The organism is Burkholderia sp. Ax-1719 (assembly GCF_011753055.1).
In the GTDB taxonomy this organism is placed as follows: domain Bacteria; phylum Pseudomonadota; class Gammaproteobacteria; order Burkholderiales; family Burkholderiaceae; genus Paraburkholderia.
Genome location: NZ_VWWJ01000010.1, coordinates 198422 through 223823 on the forward strand (window position 1 = coordinate 198422; position 25402 = coordinate 223823).

The window sequence follows — 25402 nt, forward strand, 5'->3', positions numbered from 1 at the left end:
CTCCATGGCCTCGCATCCCAACGATCCCCATCACCCGCATCCGGTTCGCGAGCCGCATGTTCGCCATTACATGCACTGTCTGCCGTTTGGCGCGCAGTTGACGGGCGCGGCGCTCGCGCAGCCTCACACGCGCTTTCGCTTCTGGGCGCCATCGTGCCAGGCCGTACAGGTGGTATTCGACCATGCGGACGGACGCGAATCCGCCGCGCCGCTCGACATGACGCCTTCGCACAACGGCTGGTTCGAAGCGCAGGCGGCGTGCGGCGCGGGCACGCTCTATCGCTACCGCATCGATGGCGGGCAACTCGTGCCCGACCCCGCTTCGCGCTTCCAGCCGCAAGGCGTGCACGGCCCGAGCGAAGTGCTCGACGCGCGCGCCTACGCCTGGCAGCACACGCACTGGCGCGGCCGTCCCTGGGAAGAAACCGTGCTTTACGAGTTGCACGTGGGCGCGCTCGGCGGCTATCGCGGCGTGATGAAGCGACTACCGGCGCTTGCGGATATCGGCATCACGGCCATCGAACTGATGCCGTTGAACGATTATCCGGGCGAACGCGGCTGGGGCTACGACGTCGTGCTGCCCTATGCGCCTCACGCGGCCTATGGCACGCCCGAGGAACTGAAGGAACTGATCGACACCGCGCATGGGCTGGGCGTGCAGGTATTTCTCGACGTGGTCTACAACCACTTCGGCCCGGATGGCAACTTTCTCGGCCAGTATGCGAAGCCTTTTTTCAAGGCCGGCACGCACACGCCCTGGGGCGAGGCGCTCGATTTCGATCGCCCCGAAGTACGCGATTTCTATAGCGATAACGCGCTCTACTGGCTCACGGAATATCGCTTCGACGGTCTGCGTCTGGACGCCGTACACGCGATCGACAATCCCGAATGGCTGCGCGAACTTGCCGATCATGTGCAGGCACGCGTGGAACCGGGCCGCCATGTGCATCTGGTGCTGGAAAACGAGCATAACGAAGCGAATCTGCTGGAGACACATTTCAACGCGCAATGGAACGACGACGTCCATCACGCCCTGCACGTCATGCTCACCGGCGAATCGGAGGGCTACTACCGCGGCTTCACCGATCATCCGATCCAGAAACTCGCGCGCGCGCTCGCGGAAGGCTTTGTGTATCAAGGCGATCCGTCACCCGTGCACGACGGCAACCCGCGCGGCGAACCGAGCGGCCATTTGCCGCCTACTGCGTTCGTGATGTTTTTGCAGAATCACGACCAGATTGGCAATCGTGCATTCGGCGATCGTCTGCGCACGCTCGCCGATGACGACGCATTGCGCGCGGCCACGGCGCTGCTGCTGCTTTCGCCGCAGATCCCGCTGCTGTTCATGGACGAGGAATACGGCTCGACCCAGCCATTCCAGTTTTTCACGGCTTTCGAAGGCGATCTCGCCGATGCGGTGCGCGAAGGCCGCCGCCGTGAATTCAAGGCGTTCGCCGCGTTCAACGACGAAAAACAGCGCGTGCAGATTCCCGATCCGAACGACGTGCAGACTTTCATCAACTCGTCGCCACCCGCCGATGCACCGCTCGACGACGAACGGCGCGACTGGATGCACTTCTATAAGTCCGCGCTGGTGGTGCGCGCGCGTCTGTTGATGCCGCGTCTGCACAACGCGCGCGCGCTGGGCGCGACCGTGCTCGCCGACGATGAAGGCAATGGCGCACGCGCGCTGATCGCGCGCTGGCGTCTGGACGACGGCGAGACTTGGACGATCGCGCTCAATCTCGGCCACGACGGCGTGCGGCTCGAAACGCCGCCCGACGGCATGGTGGTGTTCGAAACGCCGCCGCGCGCACGCGACCGCACGGACAACGGCGTGCTGCCCGAAAGCGCCTGTGTGGTCTGGCTCACCGGCAACGTGCCCGAGTACGCGCAGCATCACGACGCGCGCAATGTGCGGCGCGAGGAGCCGTTCGCATGAAAAGCCCTACTGGCGGAACAAGCGGAACAAGCGGAACAAGCGGAACAAGCAGCGCAAATAGTGCAAAGCGCAGCGAAGCGCTTGCGGATCTGGCGAAGCGCGCGGGCTTCGAAGTCGAATGGTCGGACGCGCACGGCGTGACGCAACGCGTGCCGGACAGCACGCTCCAGGCGCTGCTGGAATCCATGGACTTGCCCTGCGCGAATGCTACGCAGATGCGCCATAGCGTGTCGGTTCTGAACGCCGAACAGTCGTCGCGCCGCCTGCCGCCGCTCATCACCGCCGAATACGAAAGCGCAATCGAGTTGCCCGCGTCGGTGGTTCGCACCGGCAGTCACTATCGCGTGGATCTGGAAAATGGCGAGCATATCGAAGGCCGTTTCACCTCGCCCAAAGGCGCGCCTGCCTTGCTCGCGCCGCTTTCCGAACCGGGTTATCACACACTCAGCGTCAACGATCACCGCTTGACGATTGCGGTTGCGCCGCCGCGTTGCCACAATGTCGCCGACGCCTGGCGCGCGCGCCACGGCGGCCCAGACGCGCGCGTACCGCCGCTCTGGGGTGTCGCTGCGCAATTATATGGACTCCGACGTAACGACGATGGTGGCATCGGCGACTACTCGGCGCTTGCAACGCTCGCCACACACAGCGCAAAGCACGGCGCGCAGGCGCTTGCCGTCAGCCCCACGCATGCAATGTTCTGCGCCGATCCCGGCCACTACAGCCCGTATTCGCCGTCCTCGCGGCTCTGGCTCAACGTCACGCATATCGATCCCGCCGCCGTCTTTGGCGAGCAGGCCGCACGCGAGGCGATCGCTGCCGCACAGGCCGGCGACGCCTGGCGCGAACTTGAAGCGCTGCCGCTGATCGACTGGCAACGCGCCGTGCCGCTCAAACTGAAAGTGCTGCGCGTGCTGTTCGAGCGCTTCGAGGCCACCGATCGCGCGAGCGGGTCATCGCGCGCCACCGCTTTCGACGCTTTCTGTGCACGGGGCGGCGAGGCGCTCGAAGACCACGCGCGATTCGAAGCACTACAGGAAGCAATGCTTAGCGATCCTTCCGGATTGCGGCACTGGCGCGACTGGCCCGAGGCGCTGCGCGATCCGCGCAATCCAGCCGTCGACACATTCGCCACGGAGCACCGCCGCGAAGTGGACTTCTATCGCTTCCTGCAATGGCTCGCTGCCGAAGGGCTTTCGCAGGCGCAGCGCGCGGCGCGCGAGGCCGGCATGGCGATCGGCCTGGTCGCCGATCTGGCCGTGGGCTGCGACGGCGCGGGCTCGCATGCGTGGTCGCTGCCCAATGACATGCTCCAGCGCGTCTCGGTAGGCGCGCCGCCCGACATTTTCAATCAGGCAGGTCAAAGTTGGGGGCTCACCACGTTCTCGCCGCGCGCGATGCACAACAACGGCTTTCGCGCCTTTATCGACATGCTGCGCGCGGCGTTCGCGCACGCGGGCGGCGTGCGCATCGATCACATCCTGGGTTTGCGCCGCCTGTGGCTCGTGCCCGAGGGCGAAAGCGCGAAACACGGCGCGTATCTGCGCTATCCGTTCGATGATCTCGTGCGCCTGATTGCGCTTGAATCGTGGCGGCATAACGCGATCGTGATCGGCGAGGATCTGGGCACCGTGCCGCCGGGCCTGCGCGAGCGGCTGGCCGCGCACGGGCTCTATGGGATTCGCGTGCTCTGGTTCGAGCGTGAAGGCGACGGCTTTCTGCCGCCCGCGCGCTACGATCCGCATGGCGTCGCCACCACGACCACACACGATCTGCCGACGGTGGCGGGCTGGTGGCAAGGCGCGGATATCGACTGGCGACACCGTATCGGCCAGACGCTGCCGCGCGCGGACGGCCGCGATCCCGTTGCGCTCGAACACGCACAGCGCGAGACCGACCGCGCCGCGCTCTGGCGCGCGCTCCAGCAAACCGGCTTCGCGCCAGGCGACGCCGCCGAACCCGCGCCCGACGATGCGCCGGTGAGCGGCGCGCTCGGCTACGTGGCCGCGAGTGCGAGTCCGCTCGTGACCTGCCCGCTTGAGGACCTGCTGGGTCTGGCCGATCAGCCGAATCTGCCCGGCTCGATCGACGAGCATCCGAACTGGCGTCAGCGCCTGCCGTTGCCAGTCGACAAACTGTTCGCCGATCCCGCTTTTGCGGCGCGCGTGGAAACCATCGTGCGGGCGCGCGAGGCGGCGGGAACGGCAGTTGCAGGAGTGTCGGATACGAGTCGAGACACAAGCCAGGATTCGAACCAAAGCGCAAGCGCCCAGCGCGCCGCGCCACCCGTTCCGCCGACGCCATGACACTTCCCCGCGCCACGCTGCGCCTGCAGCTTCATCACGATTTCACTTTCGACGACGCGCTCGCGCAACTCGACTATTTCGCCGCGCTTGGCGTGAGCCATCTGTACCTCTCGCCGATCACGACCGCGCAGCCCGGCTCGATGCACGGCTACGACACGGTCGATTACGGCGCGGTAAGTGCAGAACTGGGCGGCGAAGGCGCCCTGCGGCGTCTTGCGGACGCCGTGCACGCGCGCGGCATGGGTCTTCTCGTCGATATGGTGCCGAACCACATGGGCGTGGGCGGCTCGCACAACGCATGGTGGCTCGACATTCTCGAATGGGGGCGTCATAGCGCGTTCGCGCGCCATTTCGACGTGGACTGGCACTCGCCCGACCCCGCGTTGCGCGGCAAGGTGCTAATGCCCTTTCTGGGCGCCCAGTACGGCGAAGAACTCGCGGCGGGCCGCATCGAACTGAAGTTCGATGCGGCCAACGCACGCTTTTTTGCGCAGTACGGACCGCATGTGTGCCCGATCTGCCCGACCGATTACGCGGCGCTGCTGCAGTCGGCCAATCGCGCCGATCTCACAGCGCTTGCCGCGTCTTTTCAGGGCCTCACCACCCAGCCGGACGATCAGGTGCGCGCCGCCGCTGCGCGCGACGCCCTGCGCGAGTTCGTCGAACGCGAAGGCACGGCTTCCATCGAATTCATTCTGGAATCCTACCAAAGCGACGAACCCGTGCCGCGCGACCGGTTGCACCGGCTGCTGGAGCGCCAGCATTTTCGCCTCGCGTGGTGGCGCACGGCCACGGACGAGGTTAACTGGCGACGCTTCTTCGACGTGAGTTCACTGGCGGGCGTGCGCGTGGAGCGGCATGACGTCTTCGAGGCGGTTCACAAACTGATCTTCCGCCTCTATGGCGAAGGCGTGATCGACGGTTTGCGCATCGATCATATCGACGGCCTTGCCGATCCGCGCGAGTATTGCGAGCGCTTGCGTCATCGGCTGGCTTCGCTGCGCTCGGGCTCGCCGTATATCGTGGTCGAGAAGATTCTCGCGCGCGGCGAAGCGTTGCGCGACGACTGGGCCGTGCAGGGCACGACCGGCTACGACTTCATGAACGACGTGGGCGCGCTGTTGCACGACCCCGCAGGCGCTGCGCCGCTCGCGCACGCCTGGGCCGAAATCACGGGCGAAGACGCGCCGTTCGCGCAGGTGTCGCTCGACGCGCGGCGCGAAATATTGACGGTATCGCTCGCGGCGGAACTCGATCATGCCGCGCGCGCGCTGCACCGGATCGCGCGCGAGCAGCCCGGCACGCGTGACTACACATTCGCGGCGGTCCATCGCAGCGTCGCGCAACTGGCGATGCATTTTCCGGTGTATCGGATTTACCCGAGCAACGGCCTGCGCAGCGCGCTCGACAACCGCTACTTCGACGTTGCGCTCGCCGCCGCGCGCGAGATGCTACCGCGCGCGAACCTCGGCGCGCTCGATCAGGTCGATGGCTGGCTTGGCGCGCGGGCTCCCGAAGCGGACAGCGGCAATCAAGGCAAGGCCGCGCGCACGGCAAACACCAGCAGCGCCAGGCAGGCGGCCCAAAACCCGGCCGCCGCGCCGCTGAGTCACGCCTTGATCGCGCAACGCACTGCGCTTGCGCTGTTCTCGCAGCTCACTGCACCGCTCGCGGCGAAAGCGACCGAAGACACGGCGCTTTATCGCTATGGGCGTCTGCTTTCGCGCAACGATGTGGGCACCGATCCCGACGACTTCTCGCTCGATATCGAAGCCTTCCACGCAGCCAACGCGCAACGTCAGCGCCACACGCCCTATGCGCTGCTCGCCACCGCCACGCACGATCACAAGCGCGGCGAGGACGTGCGCGCGCGCCTGGCCGTACTCAGCGAGATCGCGCCCGAGTGGAGCGAGACCCTGCGCGCGTGGTCTGCGCTCAACCGGGCGCAACGGCGCGGCGATACGGCGCAATGGTCACCCGCCCCCGCCGCCGAGGCGATGCTCTACCAGACGTTGGTGGGTTGCTGGCCCCCTGAACTCGATCCCGCCGACGAACCAGGCGTCAAAGCGCTTGCCGAACGCGTGGCGCAATGGCAACTGAAGGCGCTGCGCGAAGCGAAGCAGCGCACGAGCTGGATTGCACCCGATGAGACCTATGAATCGGACTGCCAGGCATTTCTTTTCGACATACTTTCGCCGCAACGGCGCGATGAGTTTCTGCGCGAGGTATCCGCGTTCGTGGCGCGCATTGCGCCTGCAGGCGCACTGAATACGCTGCTGCAGACCACGCTGCGCATGACCTCGCCTGGCGTGCCCGATCTCTATCAGGGCACGGAACTATGGGACTTCAGTCTCGTCGATCCCGACAATCGGCGGCCCGTGGATTATGCGCAGCGCGCGGCCGCGCTCGACACCGCCGCGCCCGCCGCCAAACTTGCGAGCTGGCGCGATGCACACGTGAAGCAGGCCGTGATTCATCGTCTGCTTGCGTTGCGCGAACGTGCGCCTGGCTTGCTGCGTGAGGGGGAGTATTGGCCACTGGAAGTGCGCGGCGCGCTGGCTGCGCATGTGGTCGCCTTCGCGCGACGTCATGGCGATAGCTGGGCCGTGATCGTCGGCACACGTCATGCGGCGGCGCTGCTGGATGGCGACGTGCCGTGCATCGCTGCGCAACGTTGGGACGATACGGCCGTCGCGCTGCCAAAGGATTGCCCGGCGTCGGCGTTGCACGACTGGCTCGCCGATGTCGATCACACCGCCAGCAAGAACACCGCCCAGGGCGATCAGGCGAACTGGCTAGCCCTGCGCGATGTGCTTGCGGCGCTGCCCGTGGCGGTGCTCACGAATGTCGCGCGCGGCCAGGCTTAACCGCCCTCGTCTTCCAGATCCTTCGGGTACACGCGCACGAGTACGATACGCGGTCCCTTCATCTTCTTCACGACGATATCGAAGCGATCGAACGACACGCGCTGCCCTTCGGTCGGCAGATCGTTGAGCGCGTGAATCACGAGACCGCCCACCGATTCGGCGCGCCCTTCGTCGATGTCGATGCCGAGCGCCGCCTCCAGCGACACCACGGGCAGACTGCCGCGCCCCATCAGTGTGCCGTCGTCCATGCGGGTCCAGTCGGTATCGGCCTGATGGAATTCGTCGTGAATCTGGCCCACCAGCGCGCCCAGCAGATTGTCGAGCGTGAGAAAGCCGCTCGGCCGCATGCCCTTGCGCCCAACCAGCGCGAAGTGCGGCGCGCCCTTGCGAAAGCGCCGGAACAGCGCGAGCGCTGGCGTTTCGGGCTTCACGTACTGCACGGGACGCACGAACTTGCCGAGATCGTCGAGCGTGTGACCGGCCTCACGCGCGAGCAGCAGATCCTTCAGGTGAATCAGACCGGCGACATGCTCGCCCGACGCATCTTCGAACAGCGGGTAGCGGCTAAAACGATGGCGCGCGACGATTTGCATGTTTTCGCGCAACGAGAGATCGCGGCGCAGGCCCACCATTTCGTGCGCGGGGCGCATGAGGTCGGACACCGTCAGGCGGGAAAAGTCGAGCGAATGCGCCAGCGTGTTCCATTCGTCCACGCTCAGCGCGTTGGCATTGCCTGCCGCGCCGTGCGCGTGGCTGGCCGCGGCTTCGCGTGCGGGACGGCGACGCGCGACGCGGCCGGGTGCGCCTTCGTGCGCGCCGGTATCGGCATGGGAATGCAGCGCGGCCTGCGCTTCGGCTTCGGCTGCGGCGCGGCGGCTACGTAGGATCAGCTTGAGTTCTTCGGTCGAGTAGTGCGCCTCGCCGCCGTGATCGGCGGACAGACCCGCGAGACGCAGCACCGCGTTGGCGCTGGAATTGAGCGCCCAGATCGCCGGATACATGGTCCAGTAGAAACCGTAGAGCGGCGTGGCGGCCCACAGCGAGATCTTTTCGGCTTCGCGGATCGCCAGCGACTTCGGCGCCAGTTCGCCCACTACGATGTGCAGGAAGGAGATGGCCGTGAAGGCGAACACCAGCGAAATCGCGTGGATCAACTCAGGCGATTTCACGCCGATCAGATCGAACACGGGTTCGAGCAACTGTGCGAACGCCGGCTCGCCGATCCAGCCAAGACCCAGCGAGGCCAGCGTAATGCCGAGCTGACAGGCGGAAAGATAGGCGTCGAGCTGGCCGTGGACCTTGGCGAGCAGGCGGCCGCGCAGGCCGTGTTCGGCGGCGAGGCTTTGTACGCGCGTGGCGCGCAGCTTGACGAGGCCGAACTCGGCCGCGACGAAGAAACCGTTGAGGGCAACGAGGAACAGCGCGCCGATCAGGGCGATGAGCTGAATCAAGACCTGGAACTCCGAGATTGCGAAGCGCTCAGTATAAGGGGTGAAAGACGCCTGTAAGACATCGACGGCCCGCATAGGCGGGCCGTCGTTTCATCCTGTATGTTGCGCGCGATATTTCAAACGCGTCAGGCGGCGCCCGACGGCAGGTTCAGCGTGAACAGCGCGGCCTCGCCTTGCACGAGCGGCTGCGCGTCGAAACGGCCACCGTGGGCTTCGGCCACACGCTGGCAGAGCGCCAGCACCCACGGAAAGCGCCCCACTTCCTGCGGCTCGCGCGCCTGGGCGCGGGCGAAGGGTTCGAGCACGTGCGGTAGCGTTTCGTCGGTCAGCGTATCGAAACTTGCCTGCCAGCGCAGTTCGAACTGCGCCGCCGCAGCGGTGGCGCTCACGGCCAGCGTGACGGTGCTGCCCTGCGCGCCCGTTTCGGCGGCAAAGGCCAGCAGCAGCCAGAGCGCCTGAGCAACGCGCTCGCGTCCCGCATCGAGCGTGACGCCGGTGGGCACACCCTCGACGGTGAGGCTCACGCCGCGCGCATCGGCCAGTGCGCTGCGCACATCGGCAACGGTTTCGTCGATCAGGGCATCCAGTTCGAACGGCGTGCGCTCGATCTGCAGCTTGCGAGTTTCGGCGCGGGTCGTATCGACGAGGGTTTCCAGCAGATGCACCTGCTGTTCCACGCCGGTGCGGATGCCCGCTAGCGCGCGTTGCGCGGCCGAATCGGCGTTATCGATCTTGCGGTCGAGCACGTAGGCCCAGCTATGGATTGCATTCAGGGGGCTGCGCAGATCATGCGACACGCGCGAAAGCACGTAATCGCGCATGAAAAGCGCGGCTTCGGCACACAGGCGGGCCGTTCGTTCGGTACGGGTAGTGGTGGTCGACGCCATCGGTTTCCTCTTCTTTCACCCGCTCGGGCGGGCCGGCCCTCTGGCTGGGCCAGGGCCCCATTATAGGCAGGGGCGCAAAGCCGTGGCGGCATCGCGCTCGTTGCGCCCGGGCGCGCTATCGCTTCGCATGCGCTGTGCCCGCCGCGCAAAGGCGGCCGCGCCTTCTGCCTTGCGCCCGCGAGCGCTTCAGGGGGTCTCGACAGCCTGCAAAGCGCCTACAATAGCGCTTTTACCCAATCCGATTCAGGAGTGTTCCATGTCTATCGTGACCACCGCATCCGGCCTCAAGTACGAGGACCTGACCGAAGGCACCGGCGCTGAAGCCACTGCCGGCCAGACCGTCAGCGTGCATTACACCGGCTGGCTGACGGACGGCCAGAAGTTCGATTCGAGCAAGGACCGCAATGACCCGTTCGCCTTCGTGCTGGGCGGCGGCATGGTCATCAAGGGCTGGGACGAAGGCGTCCAGGGCATGAAGGTTGGCGGCGTGCGCAAGCTGACGATTCCGCCGCAACTCGGCTACGGCGTGCGCGGCGCAGGCGGCGTGATCCCGCCGAACGCCACGCTCGTGTTCGAAGTGGAACTGCTCGGCGTCTAAGCGACGTAGAGCCTGATTGCACGATAAGGCGGTCTTTTTGGCCACCTTGTGCATTTTAGGTACGCTCCTCGCGCCGTTCGACATGAACCCGCATCACCACGCTCCCGTCCTCGCGCCCGGCGTCGAATTGCGCCGCTATGGTGCAATCGAGGCCACCGATCTGCACGACTTTCACCAGATCGTGCTCGGGCTCGACGGTTCGATGGAGATGTCGGTCAACGGCGTGGGCGAGCGCATCGACGAATGTTCGGCCTGGCTGATTCCCGCCGGTGCGCGACATGATTACGTGGGCGTCGGCGAAAACTGCCAGCTCGTGCTGGATTTACCTGCCGCCTCGCTCGCGGTACCCGAACGACTGTTTGATTCGGCGCGCGCCGTGCGCGTCGACCCGGCGCTCACCGTGCTCGTGCGCCAGATCGCTGAACGCGCTTCGCTGGCGCAGCAAGACGCCGGTTCGGAGCTGCGCGTGCGGCGCTTTCATTGGGACGCTTCAACACGCCTGTGCGCTGCCGTGATCGCGCAAACCGGCATCGCCGGCGACGCCAATGCCGCTGCTGCGGCCGGGCTCGATTTCGCGCGCATCGACCGCTGGTTGCGCGCACACCTCGCCGAACCGTTACGCATCGCCGATCTCGCCGCGCATTGCGGCTTCGGCATGCGGCGCTTTCATCAGCTGTTTATCGAGGCATTCGGCGAGACGCCGCATCGCTATCTGCAGCGGCTGCGGCTCGATACGTCGCTTGCGCTGCTCGCGGACCCGCGCCGCTCGCTCACGCAGATTGCGCTGGAAGTGGGCTTCGGCGATCAAAGCGCTTATACGCACGCCTTTACGCGTCGCTTTGGGCTTGCGCCTGGACAATGGCGCGCGCTGCCCGCGCACTGAACGCGCACTAAGCGCGAAAGCACTTCACTCGAAACGATATTCCCACTGCGCCTGCGCGCCCACGGCGAGGCGTTTGCCCGCGCCGCTCACCACAATCGCGTTTTGCCCGAAGGTCAGACCGCCATCCACGCGCGCATCGACGCGAAACGTCTGCAGCGTGTCGAGCGGCTCGGTCGGCCATTGCGCGTCGTGCTCGCCCGTCTGTTGATCGATGGTCGTGATCGGGCAGCGCGCGCATGGCTTCACGAAGCGCAGCACGACCTCGTCGTCATCGCCTTCGATGGAAAGCGTGTCGATGAAGTCTTCTTCGAACGCCTCACCCGCGTCGGCCATCACGATGTTCGGGCGGAAGCGGCTCATCGGCACGGGCGACGCGCCCTTGGCCGCCAGGCGCGCGTTGAGTTCCGCCAGCGACGATTCGCTTGTGACGAGGATCGGATAACCATCGGCGAATTGCGTGGGCGCGTCTGCGTCCAGCGTCCACTTCTTGCTCGCCAGGCGCGTGACGTCATGCGCAAAACGCACGACGCGCACCGGCACGCCCAGCGCGTGCGTGAACCAGTGTGCGGCTTCGTCGCCTTCGTCGAGCGCATCGAAGGTGTCTTTCCAGACCGTCGCGCTCACCCGCGCTTCGTTGCCGCGCGGCTGGAACGGCAGCAATAGCGACGCGTCGACGCCATCCATCGTGAGTCGCACGCCATCTTCCACGAAGGTCGGCACGATACGCGCCATCGCCGCGTATTCGCGCTGCGAGACAAAGCGGCCCGTTGCGTCCACAACCATCCAGTGACGGTCCCAGCTCAGCCCTTGCGTATCGAGTTGCGCGCGATCGAGCGCAATAGCGCCGCACGACTTCACCGGATAGACGAACAGACCACGAATCACCGCCATGATGCACTCACTCTGAAAATAGAAAAACGCCTGAAACAAGGGCCTTTATTGCACACCGTCGAGACCGCGAGCCAGATCACGGCGCACGTCCTGCGGATCTTCCAGACCCACGGCCAGCCGGATCAGGCCTTCAGTAATGCCTGCCTCCGCGCGCACCTCCGGCGTGAGACGGCCGTGCGTGGTGGTGGCCGGATGCGTGATAGTCGTGCGCGTATCGCCCAGATTGCCGGTGATCGAACAGACTTTGGTGTTGTCGATCACGCGCCACGCGTTCGCGCGTTGCACCTCGGGCGTGTCGCCCTTCAGTTCGAACGAGACGATCGCGCCGCCCTTTTTCTGCTGACGCATCGCCAGCGCATGCTGCGGATGCGATTCGAGGCCTGGGTAATGGACGCGCTTCACGGCCGGATGCGCTTCGAGCCAGCGCGCAATCTCCAGCGCGTTATCCGACTGTTTTTCCACGCGCAGCGAGAGCGTTTCCATGCCCTTGAGCAGCACCCACGCGTTGAACGCGGAAAGCGTCGGCCCTGCGCTGCGCACGAACGGAAACACCTTCTCCTGGATGAACGGCTTCGAGCCCACCAGCGCGCCGCCCAGCACACGGCCCTGACCGTCGAGAAACTTGGTGGCCGAATGCATCACCACATCCGCGCCTAATTTCAGCGGCTTTTGCAGCGCCGGACTGCAAAAACAGTTATCGACGACGAAGAGCGCACCCGCCGCTTTGGCGACCTTGCTAACCGCAGCGATATCGGCGATTTCGGTCAGCGGGTTCGAGGGCGTTTCGAGAAAAAACAGCTTGGTTTCTGGGCGCACGGCCTGCTGCCACGCGTCGAGATCGTGCGGATCGACGAACGTGGTCGTAATGCCGAAGCGCGGAAAGATCTGCGAAAACATCCCGAGCGTCGAGCCAAACAAACTGCGCGAACTGACGATGTGATCGCCCTGCTGCAAGCTGGACATCACCACCGACATGATCGCCGCCATGCCCGAAGCCGTCGCCATGCAGGCCTCGCCGCCTTCGAGCGCGGCCAGGCGATCCTGGAACATGGTGACGGTGGGATTGGTGAAACGCGCGTACGTATAGCCGGTTTCGGAATTCGCAAAGCGTTCGGCCGCTTCGGCGGCGCTGCCGAAACAGAAGCTCGACGTGAGATAGAGCGCTTCCGAATGCTCGTTGAACTCGCTGCGCAGCGTGCCCGAGCGCACGGCCAGGGTGTCGAAGTTGAAGGCGTCGTCCATATCGTGGGTCTCCGTGTCCTGAACCATCATGCTTCAATCCTGCCCGCGCAGGCGCAAAAAAGCCCGCTGTTGCGCAGGCGCAAAGCGGGCTTTCGAAACTGGCAGGAACGCGAGCAACGCGCCCGCGTTCGCCAGGGGCATTACTCCACCGACAGTTGCAGGTGCAGTTGCGAACGCGTGCCACCGTCCTGCGCGTCGCTCGCGGCGTCGCGATCCGACTGCGATTGCGGCGCGAGACGCGCTGCCTCGATGTTGTCGAGGTAGGCGCTGGTGATATCGCCGGTGATGTAGTCGCCGTCGAAGCACGAAGCCTCGAAGTCGCCCAGTTCCGGGTTGATGTCACGCACGGCCTTCTTGAGCGCATCCACGTCCTGATAGACGAGGTAATCCGCGCCGATGATGCGCGCGACTTCTTCGTCCGTGCGGCCATGCGCGACCAGTTCGCCGCGCGTGGGCATGTCGATGCCGTACACGTTCGGGAATTTCACCGGCGGCGCAGCCGAAGCGAAGATCACCTTGGTCGCGCCCGCATCGCGCGCCATCTGCACGATTTCCTGCGAGGTGGTGCCGCGCACGATGGAGTCGTCGATGATCAGGACGTTCTTGCCCTTGAACTCGATACCCATGGCGTTGAGCTTCTGGCGCACCGACTTCTTGCGCATCGCCTGGCCCGGCATGATGAAGGTGCGGCCCACGTAACGGTTCTTGAAGAAGCCTTCGCGGTATTCCACGCCCAGCTTGTTCGCAACCTGCATCGCCGCGGGACGCGACGAATCGGGGATCGGCATGACCACGTCGATCTTCACGTCGGGCAGTTCGCGCTGGATTTTCTCCGCGAGATAGTCGCCCATGCGCAGACGCGCGTTGTAGACCGGCACGCCGTCGAGCACCGAATCCGGACGCGCGAGGTACACGAGTTCGAAGATGCAGGGGTTGAGCTTGGGCGCCGTGGCGCACTGCTGCGAATGGAACTTGCCTTCGAAGTCGATGAAGATCGCTTCGCCCGGACGCACGTCACGCACGAATTCGAAGCCGATGCCTTCGAGCGCCACCGATTCCGACGCCAGCATCCACTCCGTGCCTTCCGGCGTTTCGTTCTTGCCGATACACAGCGGACGAATGCCGAACGGGTCGCGGAACGCGAGCAGGCCGTGGCCGGCGATCAGCGAAACAATCGCGTACGAGCCGCGCAGACGGCGATGCACGCCCGACACCGCCTTGAAGAGCGTGGCCGGGTCGAGTTCGAGACCCGACGTAGCGAGCTGCACTTCGTGCGCGAGCACGTTGAGCAGCACTTCGGTATCGGAATTGGTGTTCACGTGGCGGCGATCCACGCGGAACATCTCTTCCTTGAGCTGTTGCCAGTTCGTGAGATTGCCGTTGTGAGCGAGCACGATGCCGAACGGCGCGTTCACGTAGAACGGCTGGGCTTCTTCTTCGCTCGACGCCGAACCGGCGGTCGGATAACGCACCTGGCCGATGCCGCTGGTGCCGGGCAGGCTACGCATGTTGCGCGTGCGGAACACGTCGCGCACCATGCCGTTGGCCTTGTGCATATGGAACGTGCTGCCGTTCGCGGTGGCGATGCCGGCCGCGTCCTGACCGCGATGCTGCAGGAGCAGCAGCGCGTCATAGAGGAGCTGGTTGACGGGAGAACGGGAAACTACGCCTACGATGCCGCACATGGCAGGTCCTTCAAAAAAGCGAAATCGGTAACGACGCGGTGACGGCGGCCGGCAGAGCCGGCGCGAAGCGCCGCGAAGGGGCAGAACTTGTCTTCGGGCCGGCCCTGCGTCACGCGATCAGCTTCTGATCAGACGTGAACGTAGGACGCGAGCGTCTCGGGCAACAGCGGTTTCAGTTCGTGCACGCCCTGCTCGGCATATGGCCGCAGCAGCGCCTTGCGCCAGAAGTCCTGCTGGGGCAGCTCGGTCAGTCCTGCAAGGACGACGAGAATCAGCACCAGCACGACGCCTCGCGCGAGCCCGAACAACATCCCTAGCGAGCGGTCCACGCCCGACAGGCCGCTCACCTGCACCACCCGGCTGAGCACGGCATTACCCACGCCAGCCACCAGCACCACGGCGATCACGATCAGCGCGAAGGCGATCAGCCATTGCGTCAACGCCCCGCCCGGCCAGGTCGCCGGAATAACGGGCACCACGCGATCGACGAAGCGGCATCCCACAATGAACGCCGCGATCCAGCCGATCAGCCCGAAAATCTCGCCGATAAAGCCTCGCCACGCGCCTCGCAGCGCGGACAGACCAATCACCGCCATTACAGCGTAGTCGAATGCCGTGAACATCGACGGCTTATTCGGCGTTGCCGTTCGAACCGGACGCGAGACCCGCGCCACGGACCTTTGCGATCGCCTCCGAGGCGGCTGCGCGGTCCGGGAACGGTCCCGCGCGCAACAGGGTGCGCGTGGAGCCGTCGGCTTCCTTGCGTTGTTCGGTATATGCGGGTACACCCGCGGCTTTCAACTTGGTGACCCAGCGATTTGCCGCGGCGTCGCTCGGGAACGCACCCAGCTGCACGGCAAAGCGCGCGCCAGGCGGCGTTGCAGGCGTGCCGGTGTCGCTAGTGTCGTTCGATGCGGTTGCGGGAGTCGATTGAGCGGGCTTGGCGGCCGGCTTGGGCGCTTGAGCGGTTTGAGTCGTTTGCGCGGCTGGCGTCGACGTCTGCGCCTGTGCGGCAGGCGCGGGTTTGGACGGCGCGGCTTGAGCCGTTTGTGCCGATTGCGCGGGCTTTGTCGACTGCGTGTTCTGGGAGGGCGCGGCGCTGTTAGCGGCTGTTTTCGCCGTGCTGCTGGCCGGATTGGCCGCCGCAAGACCCGATGCCCCCGGCGCCGCTTCCGGCGCGGCAGGATTGTCGGGCGCGACGCCGGCTTGCGTGTCCTCGTCGTCATCGCGCGCGGCGTTCTTCGGCGCGGGATGGCTCGGGATGTCGATGGCGATGTCGTCGGTGACGGGCTTCGGATGCGAATCCAGCACCATCGGCAGGATCACGATGGCCGCCAGCACGAGCGCGATGGCGCCCACCAGACGGCGACGTGCGCGCTGCTTTTCCGGCAACGTGGGATCGAGGAGCATGGCCTCGGCATCGCGGGTGCGGTCCGGCCGGCGGCTACGCCGCTCCACGCGCGTGTTCTGACTGCTCCGCCGGGTGGTGGTGGAGCCCGCTTCGGCACCGCGTCGGCGGGGCGCGTCGTCTTTCTTGCCGAACGAGAAAATTCCCATGTATGGCTGCTTTTGGCCTGTGCGTGGCGGCTTGCAGGGTGCCGCGCGATCAGTGCTGCTGTGACTTTCGCCAGGCCATGACGCCGGCGACTGTCAGAAAACTCCCGAAAACAACGATTCTATCATTTTCGGTAGCCCGTTTTAGCGCATCTTGAAACGCCTCGGCGGGCGTTTCGTAGCGGGTGACGCTGCTGTCTTCGCCCTCTTCCACTCCGGCTTCGCGCAGCACGTCTTCCAGTTCCTGCGCCGACGCCGCACGCGGGCCCGGCAGGCCGGTCACGCACCAGTGGTCGATCTCGTCCTTCAGGTGGTTGATCACGCCCGCGACGTCCTTGTCGCGCATGGCGCCAAAAACCGCGTACGTGTAGGGAAAATAGCCCATGCTGCCGAGATTTTGCCCCAACACGGCAGCAGCGTGCGGATTATGGCCGACGTCGAAAATGATCGCCGGCTTGCCCGGCAGCACCTGGAAGCGGCCCGGCAATTCGACATTGGCGAGACCCAGACGGATATCCTGTGCCGACACCGGCAGGCGGTCGCGCATCGATTCCAGTGCGGCGAGTGCCGCCGTCGTATTGATCAGCTGATTCGCGCCGCGCAGCGCCGGGTACGCGAGCGCCGAACGGCGTTGCGTCGGGCCGACATAGCTCCATTGCTGGCGCTCGTTGCCGGGCGCGCCTTCGTAGCGGAAATCGCGGCCAAAGAGCCACAGTTCCGCGCCGATCGCTTCGGCATGGTCGATGAGCGTTTGCGGCGGCTGCGGGTCCGAGCAGATCGCCGGCTTGCCCGCGCGGAAGATACCGGCCTTCTCGAAGGCGATCTTCTCGCGCGTATCGCCGAGGTATTCGGTGTGATCGAGGTCGATGCTGGTAACGACCGCGCAATCAGCGTCGAGAATGTTCACCGCGTCCAGACGACCGCCCAGACCCACTTCGAAGATCACGGCGTCCAGCCCGCGCGAAGCGAACAGATGCATGATCGCGAGCGTGGTGAATTCGAAATACGTGAGCGAGACCGGCGTAGCGAGCGAATTGCGCGCCGCCTCAACGGCTTCGAAGTGCGGCAGCAGATCGGCATCGCTGGCTTGCTGGCCATCGACGCGCGCACGCTCGTTGAACGACAGCAGATGCGGCGACGTATGACAGCCCACGTGATAACCCGCCTTCAGCAGGATCGTTTCCAGAATCGCGCAGGTTGAGCCCTTCCCGTTGGTGCCGCCGACCGTGAAGATCGGGCAGGCGAACTTCAGGTCCAGTGCGTCCTTGACCTGGCTGATACGGCCAAGGCCCATGTCGATGCCAACCGGATGCGCGGTTTCGAGATGCGTGAGCCACGCGTCGAGGGTGGGAAAGGTACTCATCGGGACGATTTCGGTTCTACGGAAAGTACAGCGGGAAGGTGCGGCGCGCGACTGACCACATCAATGCGTCAACGCCAGAACACGGCATTATCGCGGAAATGACAACGCGCCGCTTGCTTTCGCTTGCGGCGCGTCTGACACGGCGCGGAATCATGAAGTTCCGCGCGTGAATTCACAATGCTTGAAACTGGCCTCAGGCCACCGCGTCGGCGGGCTGGCGCTGCATGATGGCCATCAGCTGGGCGATTTCCTCGCGCAGCTTGCGACGGTCGACGATCATGTCGATCGCGCCCTTCTGCAGCAGGAATTCCGAGCGCTGGAAGCCTTCCGGCAGCTTTTCTCGCACGGTCTGCTCGATCACGCGCGGGCCGGCGAAGCCGATCAGCGCCTTCGGTTCGGCGATCACCACGTCGCCCAGGAACGCAAAGCTGGCCGACACGCCGCCCATGGTCGGGTCGGTCAGCACCGAGATGAACGGCAGCTTGGCTTCCGACAGCTTGGTCAGCATGGCCGTGGTCTTGGCCATCTGCATGAGCGACAGCAGGCTTTCCTGCATACGCGCGCCGCCCGAAGCGGTAAAGCAGATGAACGGCACTTGCTGCTCCAGCGCGTTCTGCGCGCCGCGTGCGAAACGCTCGCCGACCACCGAACCCATCGAGCCGCCCATGAACGAGAACTCGAAGCAGGCGACCACGCAAGGCAGCGTGTGGATCGCGCCACCCATGACGACCATGGCGTCGGTTTCGCCGGTGTCGTCCATCGCTTCCTTGATGCGGTCCGGGTACTTGCGGCTGTCCTTGAACTTCAGCGCGTCGACCGGCACGATTTCCTGGCCGATTTCATAGCGGCCTTCCGGATCGAGCAGACCGTCCAGACGTTCACGCGCGTTGATGCGCATGTGGTGGTCGCACTTCGGGCAGACGTGGAGATTCGCTTCGACGTCGTTGCGGTACAGGACCGCTTCGCACTTCGGGCACTTGATCCACAGACCTTCCGGAATGCTCTTGCGGCTTTTCGGATCGGTTTGCTTGATCTTGGGCGGCAGCAGTTTATCGAGCCAGCTCATTGTTGTTTCTTCCTTCATCGTGATGCGCGGGCGCGGCGGCCGGTTTGATACGGCAGTCATTTCGACCGGGTTCCGACCCCGACCGCGCATGGCGAAAAGTGGATTTTACAGCAGTCTCATTTCGTGTTGGCCGAGACCGCATCCAGCGCCGCCCGAATGCCCGCCACGAACTGCGTGAGCGTGTCTGCAGCGGTGTCGGGCGAGGCTTGCTGGAGCAACTGCACGATGCGGCTGCCGATCACCACGCCATCGGACACTTCGGCCACGGCGGCGGCGGTTTGCGCGTCGCGGATACCGAAGCCCACGCCAACGGGCAATGGCACGCGGGCCTTGATCGCCGGGATTTTACTCGCGATGCTCGCCACGTCCAGATTGGCCGCGCCCGTCACGCCCTTGAGCGACACGTAATAGACATAGCCGCTGGCGATGCGACCAACTGCCGCGATGCGATCGTCCGTCGAGGTGGGCGCGAGCAGGAAGATCGGATCGATGTCGGCGGCCTTCATCTTTGCCGCGAATTCCGCCGATTCCTCGGGCGGATAGTCAACCACCAGCACGCCGTCCACGCCCGCGTCCTGCGCGGCGGCCGCGAAGGCTTCCGCGCCGATGCGCTCGATCGGGTTGGCGTAGCCCATCAGCACGACCGGCGTAGTGTTGTCGGTTTCGCGGAAGCGCTTGACGTCGGCCAGCACGCTCTTGAGCGTGACGCCCTTGGCGAGCGCGCGCTCGGACGACTGCTGGATCACCGGGCCGTCGGCCATCGGGTCGGAAAACGGCACGCCCAGTTCGATCACGTCAGCGCCGCCAGCGGCCAGCGCGTGCATGAACTCGACGGTGCGAGCCGGATCGGGGTCGCCTGCCGTCATGAACGGGATCAGGGCTTTCTTGCCAGAGGCGGCGAGCGCCTCGAATTGAGTCTTGATGCGGGACATTTCAGGGTCCTCAGATTCGGTTGCTACTGCGCGGCGCGGTCGTCAACGCGGGATGGAGGCGCTTCAGGCGCCTTCCACAACGCTCGCGGACATCACGGACGCGGGAGCCGAAGGCGTGGCTTCTGCCGCCAGGCTGACGCGTTCGCGCGCGATCGCGCAGTAACTTTCATTGATTTCATAGCCGACGAATTCGCGCTTCTGACGCGCGCAGGCGACTGCCGTGGTGCCGCTGCCCATGAACGGGTCCAGCACGCGACCGCCCGGCGGGCAGCTCGCGAGCACCATGCGCTCGACGATTTCCAGGGGCTTCTGGGTCGGATGATCGACGCGTTCCGCGTGCTGGCGATGCAGCCGCGAAACCGACCAGACGTCCTTGGGGTTGTAGCCAAGCTCCAGCCACTTGCTGCCTTCGAACAACTTGCGCGAACGCGCCTTCTTCGTGGCGGCATCGTACGGGATGCGGACGGGATCGAGATCGAAGTAATAATCCTTCGACACCGCGAAGAAACCGATGTTGTCGTGCACCGAGGTAAAGCGGCGGGTCGTGCCGCCCATGCTGGGAACGCGACGATCCCAGACGATCTCGTTAATCATCGTCATTTTCGACTTCAGATAAACGAAGATCTCGGGCGCGTATTGCCAGGTGCAAAACACGTAGAGCGAGCCGCTGGCTTTCAGCTTGGGAATCGCCAGGTCGAGCCACTCGTAGGTCCAGGAGAGAAAGTTCTCGCCCGAACGCATGTCGGAGTCATTGCCGTAGTCCTTGCCGAGCCCATAAGGCGGATCGGCGACGATCAGGTCGATCGAGGCATCGGGCAAATTCGCCGCATCGGTCAGAAAATCGCGGTTCAGGAGCCGGATTGTGTCGGGCACCGTGGGCAATACAGGCAACGCGAGCGCGCCCGCCGCCACGTCTTGTGCGGCGGGAATGCTCACAGTTTCACTCACGGGCGCCGGCATTTCCGGCTCGTCGAACTCGTCACGCATCGGTCGTATCGCTCCGGGCGCTCAGAACTGGATGCCCGATCGCTCTGCGACCGTGTGCATGTCCTTGTCGCCGCGGCCCGACAGGTTCACCAGCAGAACCTTGTCTTTGGGCAGCGTCGGCGCGAGCTTCGCCGCGTATGCGAGCGCGTGGCTCGATTCGAGCGCCGGAATGATGCCTTCGATACGGCAGCAGTCGTGGAACGCCTTGAGCGCTTCTTCGTCGTCCACCGTCACGTACTGCGCGCGGCCGCTGTCCTTGAGCCACGCGTGCTCGGGACCCACGCCCGGGTAGTCCAGACCCGCCGAAACCGAATGCGTTTCGATGATCTGGCCGTTCTCATCCTGCAGCAGATACGTGCGGTTGCCGTGCAGCACGCCCGGCGTGCCCGCCGCAAGAGAAGCGGCGTGACGGCCCGTTTCCATGCCGTCACCAGCAGGTTCAACGCCGATCAATTGCACCGAACTATCGTCGATATACGGGTAAAAGATGCCCATCGCGTTCGAACCGCCGCCCACGCAGGCGATCACGGCGTCGGGCTGACGGCCGGTGATTTCCGGCATCTGCACGCGGCATTCGTCGCCGATCACGCGCTGGAAGTCGCGCACCATCATCGGGTACGGGTGCGGGCCCGCCACGGTGCCGATGATGTAGAAGGTGTTTTCGACGTTGGTGACCCAGTCGCGCATCGCTTCGTTGAGCGCGTCCTTGAGCGTGCGCGAGCCGGACTCGACCGGCACGACCGTCGCGCCCAGCAGCTTCATGCGATAGACGTTGGCGGCCTGACGACGCACGTCTTCCGCGCCCATGTAGACCACGCATTCCATGCCGAAGCGTGCCGCGATGGTGGCCGTGGCCACGCCGTGCTGACCCGCGCCGGTTTCGGCGATCACGCGCGGCTTGCCCATGCGACGGGCGAGCAGCGCCTGGCCGATCACGTTGTTCACCTTGTGGGCGCCCGTGTGGTTCAGGTCTTCGCGCTTGAGATAGATCTGCGCGCCGCCCACCATCTCGCTCCAGCGTTGCGCGTGATAGATCGGCGACGGACGGCCGACAAAATGCTTCAACTCGCGCTGATATTCAGCGACGAATTCGGGATCGTCCTTGTACTTCGCGTAAGAAACGCGCAGTTCCTCGATCGCCTGCATCAGGGTTTCGGCAGCGAAAACGCCACCATATTGGCCGAAATGGCCCCGTTCATCTGGCAAATTGTACATATGTCACTCGCTCGGCCAACCGCGCGTCCTGCTGTGCGCAAGGGTGGGTTGACCCAAGAATTTATCCCGCGTCCGCTTCGCGCACTGCGCGTACGAACGCCGCCATACGGGCGTGATCCTTCACGCCCTTCGCGCCCGGAACCTCGATGCCACTGGAGACATCGACGGCGAACGGACGCACCTGGCGAATCGCATCACCGACGTTTTGCGCGTTCAAGCCACCACTCAAAACGGCCCGACGCGCGAGCCCTGCGGGGATAAGTGACCAATCGAAGACCTTCCCGCCACCGCCGTAACCATCGACATGGGTGTCGAACAGCAGGCCGCTGGCTGATGAATAACTATTCGCCGATTCTATCAAATCGGCCTCTTGAGTATCCGCCGCGACTCGCAGCGCCCGCAACCAGGGCAAACCGGCAACCGCCGCCAGCGCCTCGCACTGGCGCGGCGTTTCATCGCCATGGAACTGGAGCAGCGTGAGCGAGACGTTACTGGCGACTTCGCTGATCCATTGTGGCGTGGCGTTCACGAACAGCCCGACCACCGAAACGAACGGCGGAATGTCGTGCGTCAGCTCGACGGCCTGCGCCACGCTCACCGAGCGTGCGCTGGGCGGGTAGAACACGAGGCCGATGGCGTCCGCGCCCAGGTCGATGGCCTGCGCGACCGCTTCGGGCGTCGAAAGCCCACAGAGCTTGATGCGGGTACGATGCCCGGCGACGGATGGCTCGGCTGACGTCATGGCTGGTGACTCGATTTGATCGTGTTGGTTGATAGCGCGATGCGCGAAAATCGGCGCAAATGGCGGGCAGTTAGCCCACCAGCAATGCCGAACGCCGGATCAGGTCCGCTCGTCCGTCCAGACCGCGCTCCAGGGCACGCTGGCCGTATGCGCAGCGGGAACGGCGAACTCGTCAGGATAACCTACCTGGGCGAGATAGAGGCCGTCGGGCATGAAGGTCGGCGCGGCCTTGCCGCGATCGAGCCCCGCCAGCACTTCGGCCATCCACGACGCCGGATAGCGCCCGCGCCCCACCGCCACGAGGCAACCCATCAGGTTGCGCACCATGTGATGCAGGAAGGCGTTGGCGCGAAAGCGAAAGTGGATGAAATCGCCCTGCGGCCGGATATCAATTTGATACAGATGCTTGACCGGCGTTTTCGACTGGCACTCCGACGAGCGGAACGCCGAAAAATCGTGCTCGCCGATCAGACATTGCGCCGCCTCGCACATCGCCTCGACATCGAGCGGCGTGTGGATCCAGCCCGCGCGGCCCGACAGCATCGGCGAGCGCACCGGATTCACGTAGAGCACGTAGTAATACGTGCGCTCGAAGGCCGCGAAACGCGCGTGGAAGGCTTCGGGCATCGGCTGGGCCCATTGCACCGCCACCGTCGAGGGCAGGAACGCGTTGGTGCCGCGCACCCACGAGAACGGCGTGCGGTCGAGATCGGTGTCGAAATGGACGACCTGACCGAGGCCATGCACGCCCGTGTCGGTGCGGCCCGCCACCACCGTGGACAGCGGCACGGTGGCGAACTCGCGCAGGGCGCGTTCGAGCGCGTCCTGCACGGTCTTGCCGTGCGGCTGCGACTGCCAGCCGCAGAACGCGGCCCCGTCGTACTGAATTCCTAGCGCGATACGCATACGGCAGGCGGCGCTCAGGACAGCGGCGAGAGCGTGGACAGCAGCGCCTGCGCGTCGGCGCGCGTGGCGTGGTCGTTCGACTCGATCACTTCGTTGATAAGCGCGCGTGCGCCCGCGAGGTCGCCAAGCTCGATGTATTCATGCGCGAGGTCGAGCTTGTTGCGTGCGATACGGGCCAGCTGGTCGGGCGTGAAGACCGGCAGCGGCTCGGCGGAATCGGGCGGCAGGTTCAGATCGAAATCGAGCGAGAGCGTGCCGAAACGCGGCGTGCCCATCGGCGGCGCGCCGACCGGCGACGTGCCCATGGCGGCGCCCAGGCCGGCGATCGAGCCAAAGCCGGCGGTGCCGGCTTCGATGGCCTTTCCGACCGGCGGCGCGGGCGGTTCGGCGAACGGCAGCGACTGACGCGCAATCACTTCGGGCGTGGCAGCCGGTGCGGCGCCCGGTACAAAGCTGGGGAAGCTGCTGGACTGCGGGAATTCGGGCACATCGACGCGCGGCGGCAGCGGCATGTCGAGGCTGCCAAGCGCGTCTACTGCGGACTTCGGAAACTCTTTCGGTACTTCCAGTTGGGCCATTTCTTGTTCTTGGGGGACTGCGGGTACATCCGGGACTGCGGGTGCGGCATGCTGCGCTTCGGCAGCGGGTTCTGCGACTGCGTGCGATCCGGCTTGCGGAAGCGACGGTTTGACCTCGTCACCCGGAATCGTCAGCTCGATCGAGCGCGGTTCCGCGCCAATTGCCGGATTCACGGCGGGCGGCAGTTGCGGTTCGTCGCTGTGCGGGTCGGCTTCGATGTCCGCGTGGGTTTCGGCTTCTGCTTCGTGTTCTGCTTCGGCTTCGCGTGCCAGCTCCTCGGCTTCGCCCACCGTGCGCTGAGCCGTGACGCCTTCGGTCGGCAGTGCCGATGCGCCCAGTTCGGCCGCGGCGGCAAGGCTCGCGGCGTCCGTTGCATCAGCCAGTGATTGCGGCTCGCCCGCCTCGACGCCGTGCGGATGGATACCGTGCTCGGTGCGCTCGGCGTGCAGCTCCGCCGGACCGTCGATCGTTTCGGCGTGCGGCGTTTCGAAGAGCGTCGGCGGCAGCGCGTCCGCGCCCAGTTCGGCGGCGGCGGAAAGGCTCGCGGCATCGGCGGCGTGGTCGATTCCGGCGTCGTGGTGCGGCGCTTCTGCAACCGACGTCGGCGATGCACGCAGCACCGTGGCGTTGTCCTGCTCGGCGTCCTCGTGATCTTCTTCGGCAGCTTCGTGCGCCACGGCGTGCGTGGCCGGTGCATCGGCTTCGGCCACGGGCGCAGCCTTGCGGCGCTTTCGCGTGAACAGACGCACGATCAGCGCGACAAAAGCCAGCAAGACCGCCGCGACGACGGCCCAGGTGATCGGCAAGACTTCGGGCTGCGCGTCGTTCGCGCCCGCCGCTGCACCTGCCGTCGAGCCGCTGTGCGCGCCTGCCGGGGCAGCGCCCGCGACCTGCTGCGCCGGCGTGCCGTTGTGATGCTGCAGCGCCATCAGCACGCGATTCTTGAGCGCGAGCAATTGCTGGAGGCTGGAAACCTTGACCTGCGCCGGCGTGGCGGATGCCGCGCTGGACGGCGCGGCCTGAACCGCCCCGCTCCACGAATGCGCGTCACTGGTCGGCGCAGCCACGGCGGGCGCACTTGCGCCAGTCGTGGCCGATGCCGCCGAAGCCGCGGGCGCAACGGCCGCGCTCGCCGCCGCTTCAGGCGTGGAAGCGCTCATGGCGCCGCTTGCCGGGATTGCCGCGTTCGCCGTCGCCACAGCCGATGCTGCAGCGGCGCTGGCCTCCGGAACCGCCGATGAAGCCGCAGCCGCAGGCGCCGAAGCCGGCGTCACGCCAGACGCGCCGCTCGCCATATCCGGAGAGA

Annotated in this window: 20 protein-coding genes; 5 read left to right on the forward strand and 15 right to left on the reverse strand. The window is 65.4% G+C overall.

Features of this window, described 5'->3' with window-relative positions; translation table 11 throughout:
- The first annotated feature begins 4 nt into the window (after positions 1 to 4).
- From treZ to treY, 3 genes are read left to right on the forward strand one after another with little or no spacing between them, the layout of a single operon-like run.
- A complete protein-coding gene (gene treZ / locus F3J17_RS19605; RefSeq protein ID WP_167062255.1) occupies positions 5 to 1942 on the forward strand; it encodes a malto-oligosyltrehalose trehalohydrolase in 1938 nt (645 codons plus the stop codon).
- Complete coding sequence (gene malQ, locus F3J17_RS19610; protein WP_167062258.1) at positions 1939 to 4248, forward strand: 4-alpha-glucanotransferase; 2310 nt, start codon at positions 1939 to 1941, stop codon at positions 4246 to 4248. The genes treZ and malQ overlap by 4 nt, the downstream gene beginning before the upstream one ends.
- Positions 4245 to 7115: a malto-oligosyltrehalose synthase gene (gene treY, locus F3J17_RS19615; RefSeq protein WP_167062261.1), complete on the forward strand. Its 2871-nt coding sequence runs from the start codon at positions 4245 to 4247 to the stop codon at positions 7113 to 7115. Before malQ ends, treY begins: the two co-directional genes overlap by 4 nt.
- Here treY and F3J17_RS19620 read toward each other — a convergent pair.
- Together F3J17_RS19620 and F3J17_RS19625 are read right to left on the reverse strand one after the other, a co-directional pair.
- Positions 7112 to 8566, reverse strand: a complete 1455-nt coding sequence (locus F3J17_RS19620; protein WP_167062264.1) for a hemolysin family protein — start codon at positions 8564 to 8566, stop codon at positions 7112 to 7114. The genes treY and F3J17_RS19620 overlap by 4 nt on opposite strands.
- Before the next feature lie 125 nt (positions 8567 to 8691).
- Entirely contained in the window at positions 8692 to 9453 is a 762-nt protein-coding gene (locus tag F3J17_RS19625; RefSeq protein WP_167062266.1) for a HAMP domain-containing sensor histidine kinase, read from the reverse strand.
- Between the two features lie 256 nt (positions 9454 to 9709).
- Here F3J17_RS19625 and F3J17_RS19630 point away from each other — a divergent pair, with 256 nt between their 5' ends.
- Complete coding sequence (locus F3J17_RS19630; RefSeq protein WP_027816921.1) at positions 9710 to 10051, forward strand: FKBP-type peptidyl-prolyl cis-trans isomerase; 342 nt, start codon at positions 9710 to 9712, stop codon at positions 10049 to 10051.
- An 82-nt stretch (positions 10052 to 10133) separates the two neighbouring features.
- Positions 10134 to 10934, forward strand: a complete 801-nt coding sequence (locus F3J17_RS19635) for an AraC family transcriptional regulator (protein WP_167062269.1) — start codon at positions 10134 to 10136, stop codon at positions 10932 to 10934.
- A 24-nt stretch (positions 10935 to 10958) separates the two neighbouring features.
- Here the strand turns inward: F3J17_RS19635 and F3J17_RS19640 are convergent, their stop codons facing one another.
- From F3J17_RS19640 to F3J17_RS19700, 13 genes are all read right to left on the reverse strand, one after another.
- Positions 10959 to 11825, reverse strand: coding sequence for an MOSC N-terminal beta barrel domain-containing protein (locus F3J17_RS19640; RefSeq protein WP_167062272.1), 867 nt, complete (start codon positions 11823 to 11825; stop codon positions 10959 to 10961).
- A gap of 45 nt (positions 11826 to 11870) precedes the next feature.
- Positions 11871 to 13067: an O-succinylhomoserine sulfhydrylase gene (locus F3J17_RS19645; protein ID WP_167062345.1), complete on the reverse strand. Its 1197-nt coding sequence runs from the start codon at positions 13065 to 13067 to the stop codon at positions 11871 to 11873.
- Between the two features lie 140 nt (positions 13068 to 13207).
- Positions 13208 to 14752: an amidophosphoribosyltransferase gene (purF, locus tag F3J17_RS19650; protein WP_167062274.1), complete on the reverse strand. Its 1545-nt coding sequence runs from the start codon at positions 14750 to 14752 to the stop codon at positions 13208 to 13210.
- Positions 14753 to 14880: 128 nt separating this feature from the next.
- Positions 14881 to 15375, reverse strand: coding sequence for a CvpA family protein (locus F3J17_RS19655; protein WP_167062277.1), 495 nt, complete (start codon positions 15373 to 15375; stop codon positions 14881 to 14883).
- A gap of 7 nt (positions 15376 to 15382) precedes the next feature.
- The gene (locus F3J17_RS19660; RefSeq protein WP_167062280.1) at positions 15383 to 16309 is read right to left on the reverse strand and encodes an SPOR domain-containing protein; all 927 of its coding nucleotides are present in this window, start codon (positions 16307 to 16309) and stop codon (positions 15383 to 15385) included.
- Between the two features lie 49 nt (positions 16310 to 16358).
- Positions 16359 to 17669, reverse strand: coding sequence for a bifunctional tetrahydrofolate synthase/dihydrofolate synthase (gene folC, locus F3J17_RS19665; RefSeq protein ID WP_167062283.1), 1311 nt, complete (start codon positions 17667 to 17669; stop codon positions 16359 to 16361).
- Positions 17670 to 17862: 193 nt separating this feature from the next.
- Positions 17863 to 18735 (reverse strand): acetyl-CoA carboxylase, carboxyltransferase subunit beta, encoded by an 873-nt coding sequence (accD, locus tag F3J17_RS19670; protein WP_027816929.1) that lies wholly within the window; start codon positions 18733 to 18735, stop codon positions 17863 to 17865.
- Between the two features lie 116 nt (positions 18736 to 18851).
- Positions 18852 to 19667 (reverse strand): tryptophan synthase subunit alpha, encoded by an 816-nt coding sequence (gene trpA, locus F3J17_RS19675; RefSeq protein ID WP_167062286.1) that lies wholly within the window; start codon positions 19665 to 19667, stop codon positions 18852 to 18854.
- Between the two features lie 63 nt (positions 19668 to 19730).
- The gene (locus tag F3J17_RS19680; protein ID WP_167062289.1) at positions 19731 to 20654 is read right to left on the reverse strand and encodes a site-specific DNA-methyltransferase; all 924 of its coding nucleotides are present in this window, start codon (positions 20652 to 20654) and stop codon (positions 19731 to 19733) included.
- Positions 20655 to 20675: 21 nt separating this feature from the next.
- Positions 20676 to 21869 carry a tryptophan synthase subunit beta gene (trpB, locus tag F3J17_RS19685; protein ID WP_167062292.1) on the reverse strand — a complete coding sequence of 398 codons (1194 nt, stop codon included), beginning with the start codon at positions 21867 to 21869 and terminating at the stop codon, positions 20676 to 20678.
- Positions 21870 to 21930: 61 nt separating this feature from the next.
- On the reverse strand, positions 21931 to 22611 hold the full coding sequence (locus tag F3J17_RS19690) for a phosphoribosylanthranilate isomerase (RefSeq protein WP_167062295.1): 681 nt from the start codon (positions 22609 to 22611) through the stop codon (positions 21931 to 21933).
- A 99-nt stretch (positions 22612 to 22710) separates the two neighbouring features.
- Positions 22711 to 23517, reverse strand: a complete 807-nt coding sequence (gene truA / locus F3J17_RS19695) for a tRNA pseudouridine(38-40) synthase TruA (protein WP_167062298.1) — start codon at positions 23515 to 23517, stop codon at positions 22711 to 22713.
- A 14-nt stretch (positions 23518 to 23531) separates the two neighbouring features.
- Entirely contained in the window at positions 23532 to 25256 is a 1725-nt protein-coding gene (locus F3J17_RS19700) for a FimV/HubP family polar landmark protein (RefSeq protein WP_167062301.1), read from the reverse strand.
- Between the last annotated feature and the right edge of the window lie 146 nt (positions 25257 to 25402).

Excerpts from the sequence above, each read along its gene's own strand:
- F3J17_RS19635 (WP_167062269.1), top strand. The coding sequence starts at position 10,134 with ATGAACCCGCATCACCACGCTCCCGTCCTCGCGCCCGGCGTCGAATTG.
- accD (WP_027816929.1), bottom strand. The coding sequence starts at position 18,735 with ATGAGCTGGCTCGATAAACTGCTGCCGCCCAAGATCAAGCAAACCGAT.
- F3J17_RS19625 (WP_167062266.1), bottom strand. The coding sequence starts at position 9,453 with ATGGCGTCGACCACCACTACCCGTACCGAACGAACGGCCCGCCTGTGT.
- F3J17_RS19630 (WP_027816921.1), top strand. The coding sequence starts at position 9,710 with ATGTCTATCGTGACCACCGCATCCGGCCTCAAGTACGAGGACCTGACC.
- treY (WP_167062261.1), top strand. The coding sequence starts at position 4,245 with ATGACACTTCCCCGCGCCACGCTGCGCCTGCAGCTTCATCACGATTTC.
- purF (WP_167062274.1), bottom strand. The coding sequence starts at position 14,752 with ATGTGCGGCATCGTAGGCGTAGTTTCCCGTTCTCCCGTCAACCAGCTC.
- trpA (WP_167062286.1), bottom strand. The coding sequence starts at position 19,667 with ATGTCCCGCATCAAGACTCAATTCGAGGCGCTCGCCGCCTCTGGCAAG.
- F3J17_RS19645 (WP_167062345.1), bottom strand. The coding sequence starts at position 13,067 with ATGGACGACGCCTTCAACTTCGACACCCTGGCCGTGCGCTCGGGCACG.
- F3J17_RS19680 (WP_167062289.1), bottom strand. The coding sequence starts at position 20,654 with ATGCGTGACGAGTTCGACGAGCCGGAAATGCCGGCGCCCGTGAGTGAA.
- truA (WP_167062298.1), bottom strand. The coding sequence starts at position 23,517 with ATGCGTATCGCGCTAGGAATTCAGTACGACGGGGCCGCGTTCTGCGGC.
- F3J17_RS19640 (WP_167062272.1), bottom strand. The coding sequence starts at position 11,825 with ATGGCGGTGATTCGTGGTCTGTTCGTCTATCCGGTGAAGTCGTGCGGC.
- F3J17_RS19655 (WP_167062277.1), bottom strand. The coding sequence starts at position 15,375 with ATGTTCACGGCATTCGACTACGCTGTAATGGCGGTGATTGGTCTGTCC.
- F3J17_RS19660 (WP_167062280.1), bottom strand. The coding sequence starts at position 16,309 with ATGGGAATTTTCTCGTTCGGCAAGAAAGACGACGCGCCCCGCCGACGC.
- treZ (WP_167062255.1), top strand. The coding sequence starts at position 5 with ATGGCCTCGCATCCCAACGATCCCCATCACCCGCATCCGGTTCGCGAG.
- trpB (WP_167062292.1), bottom strand. The coding sequence starts at position 21,869 with ATGTACAATTTGCCAGATGAACGGGGCCATTTCGGCCAATATGGTGGC.
- F3J17_RS19690 (WP_167062295.1), bottom strand. The coding sequence starts at position 22,611 with ATGACGTCAGCCGAGCCATCCGTCGCCGGGCATCGTACCCGCATCAAG.
- folC (WP_167062283.1), bottom strand. The coding sequence starts at position 17,669 with ATGAGTACCTTTCCCACCCTCGACGCGTGGCTCACGCATCTCGAAACC.
- malQ (WP_167062258.1), top strand. The coding sequence starts at position 1,939 with ATGAAAAGCCCTACTGGCGGAACAAGCGGAACAAGCGGAACAAGCGGA.
- F3J17_RS19700 (WP_167062301.1), bottom strand. The coding sequence starts at position 25,256 with ATGAGCGCTTCCACGCCTGAAGCGGCGGCGAGCGCGGCCGTTGCGCCC.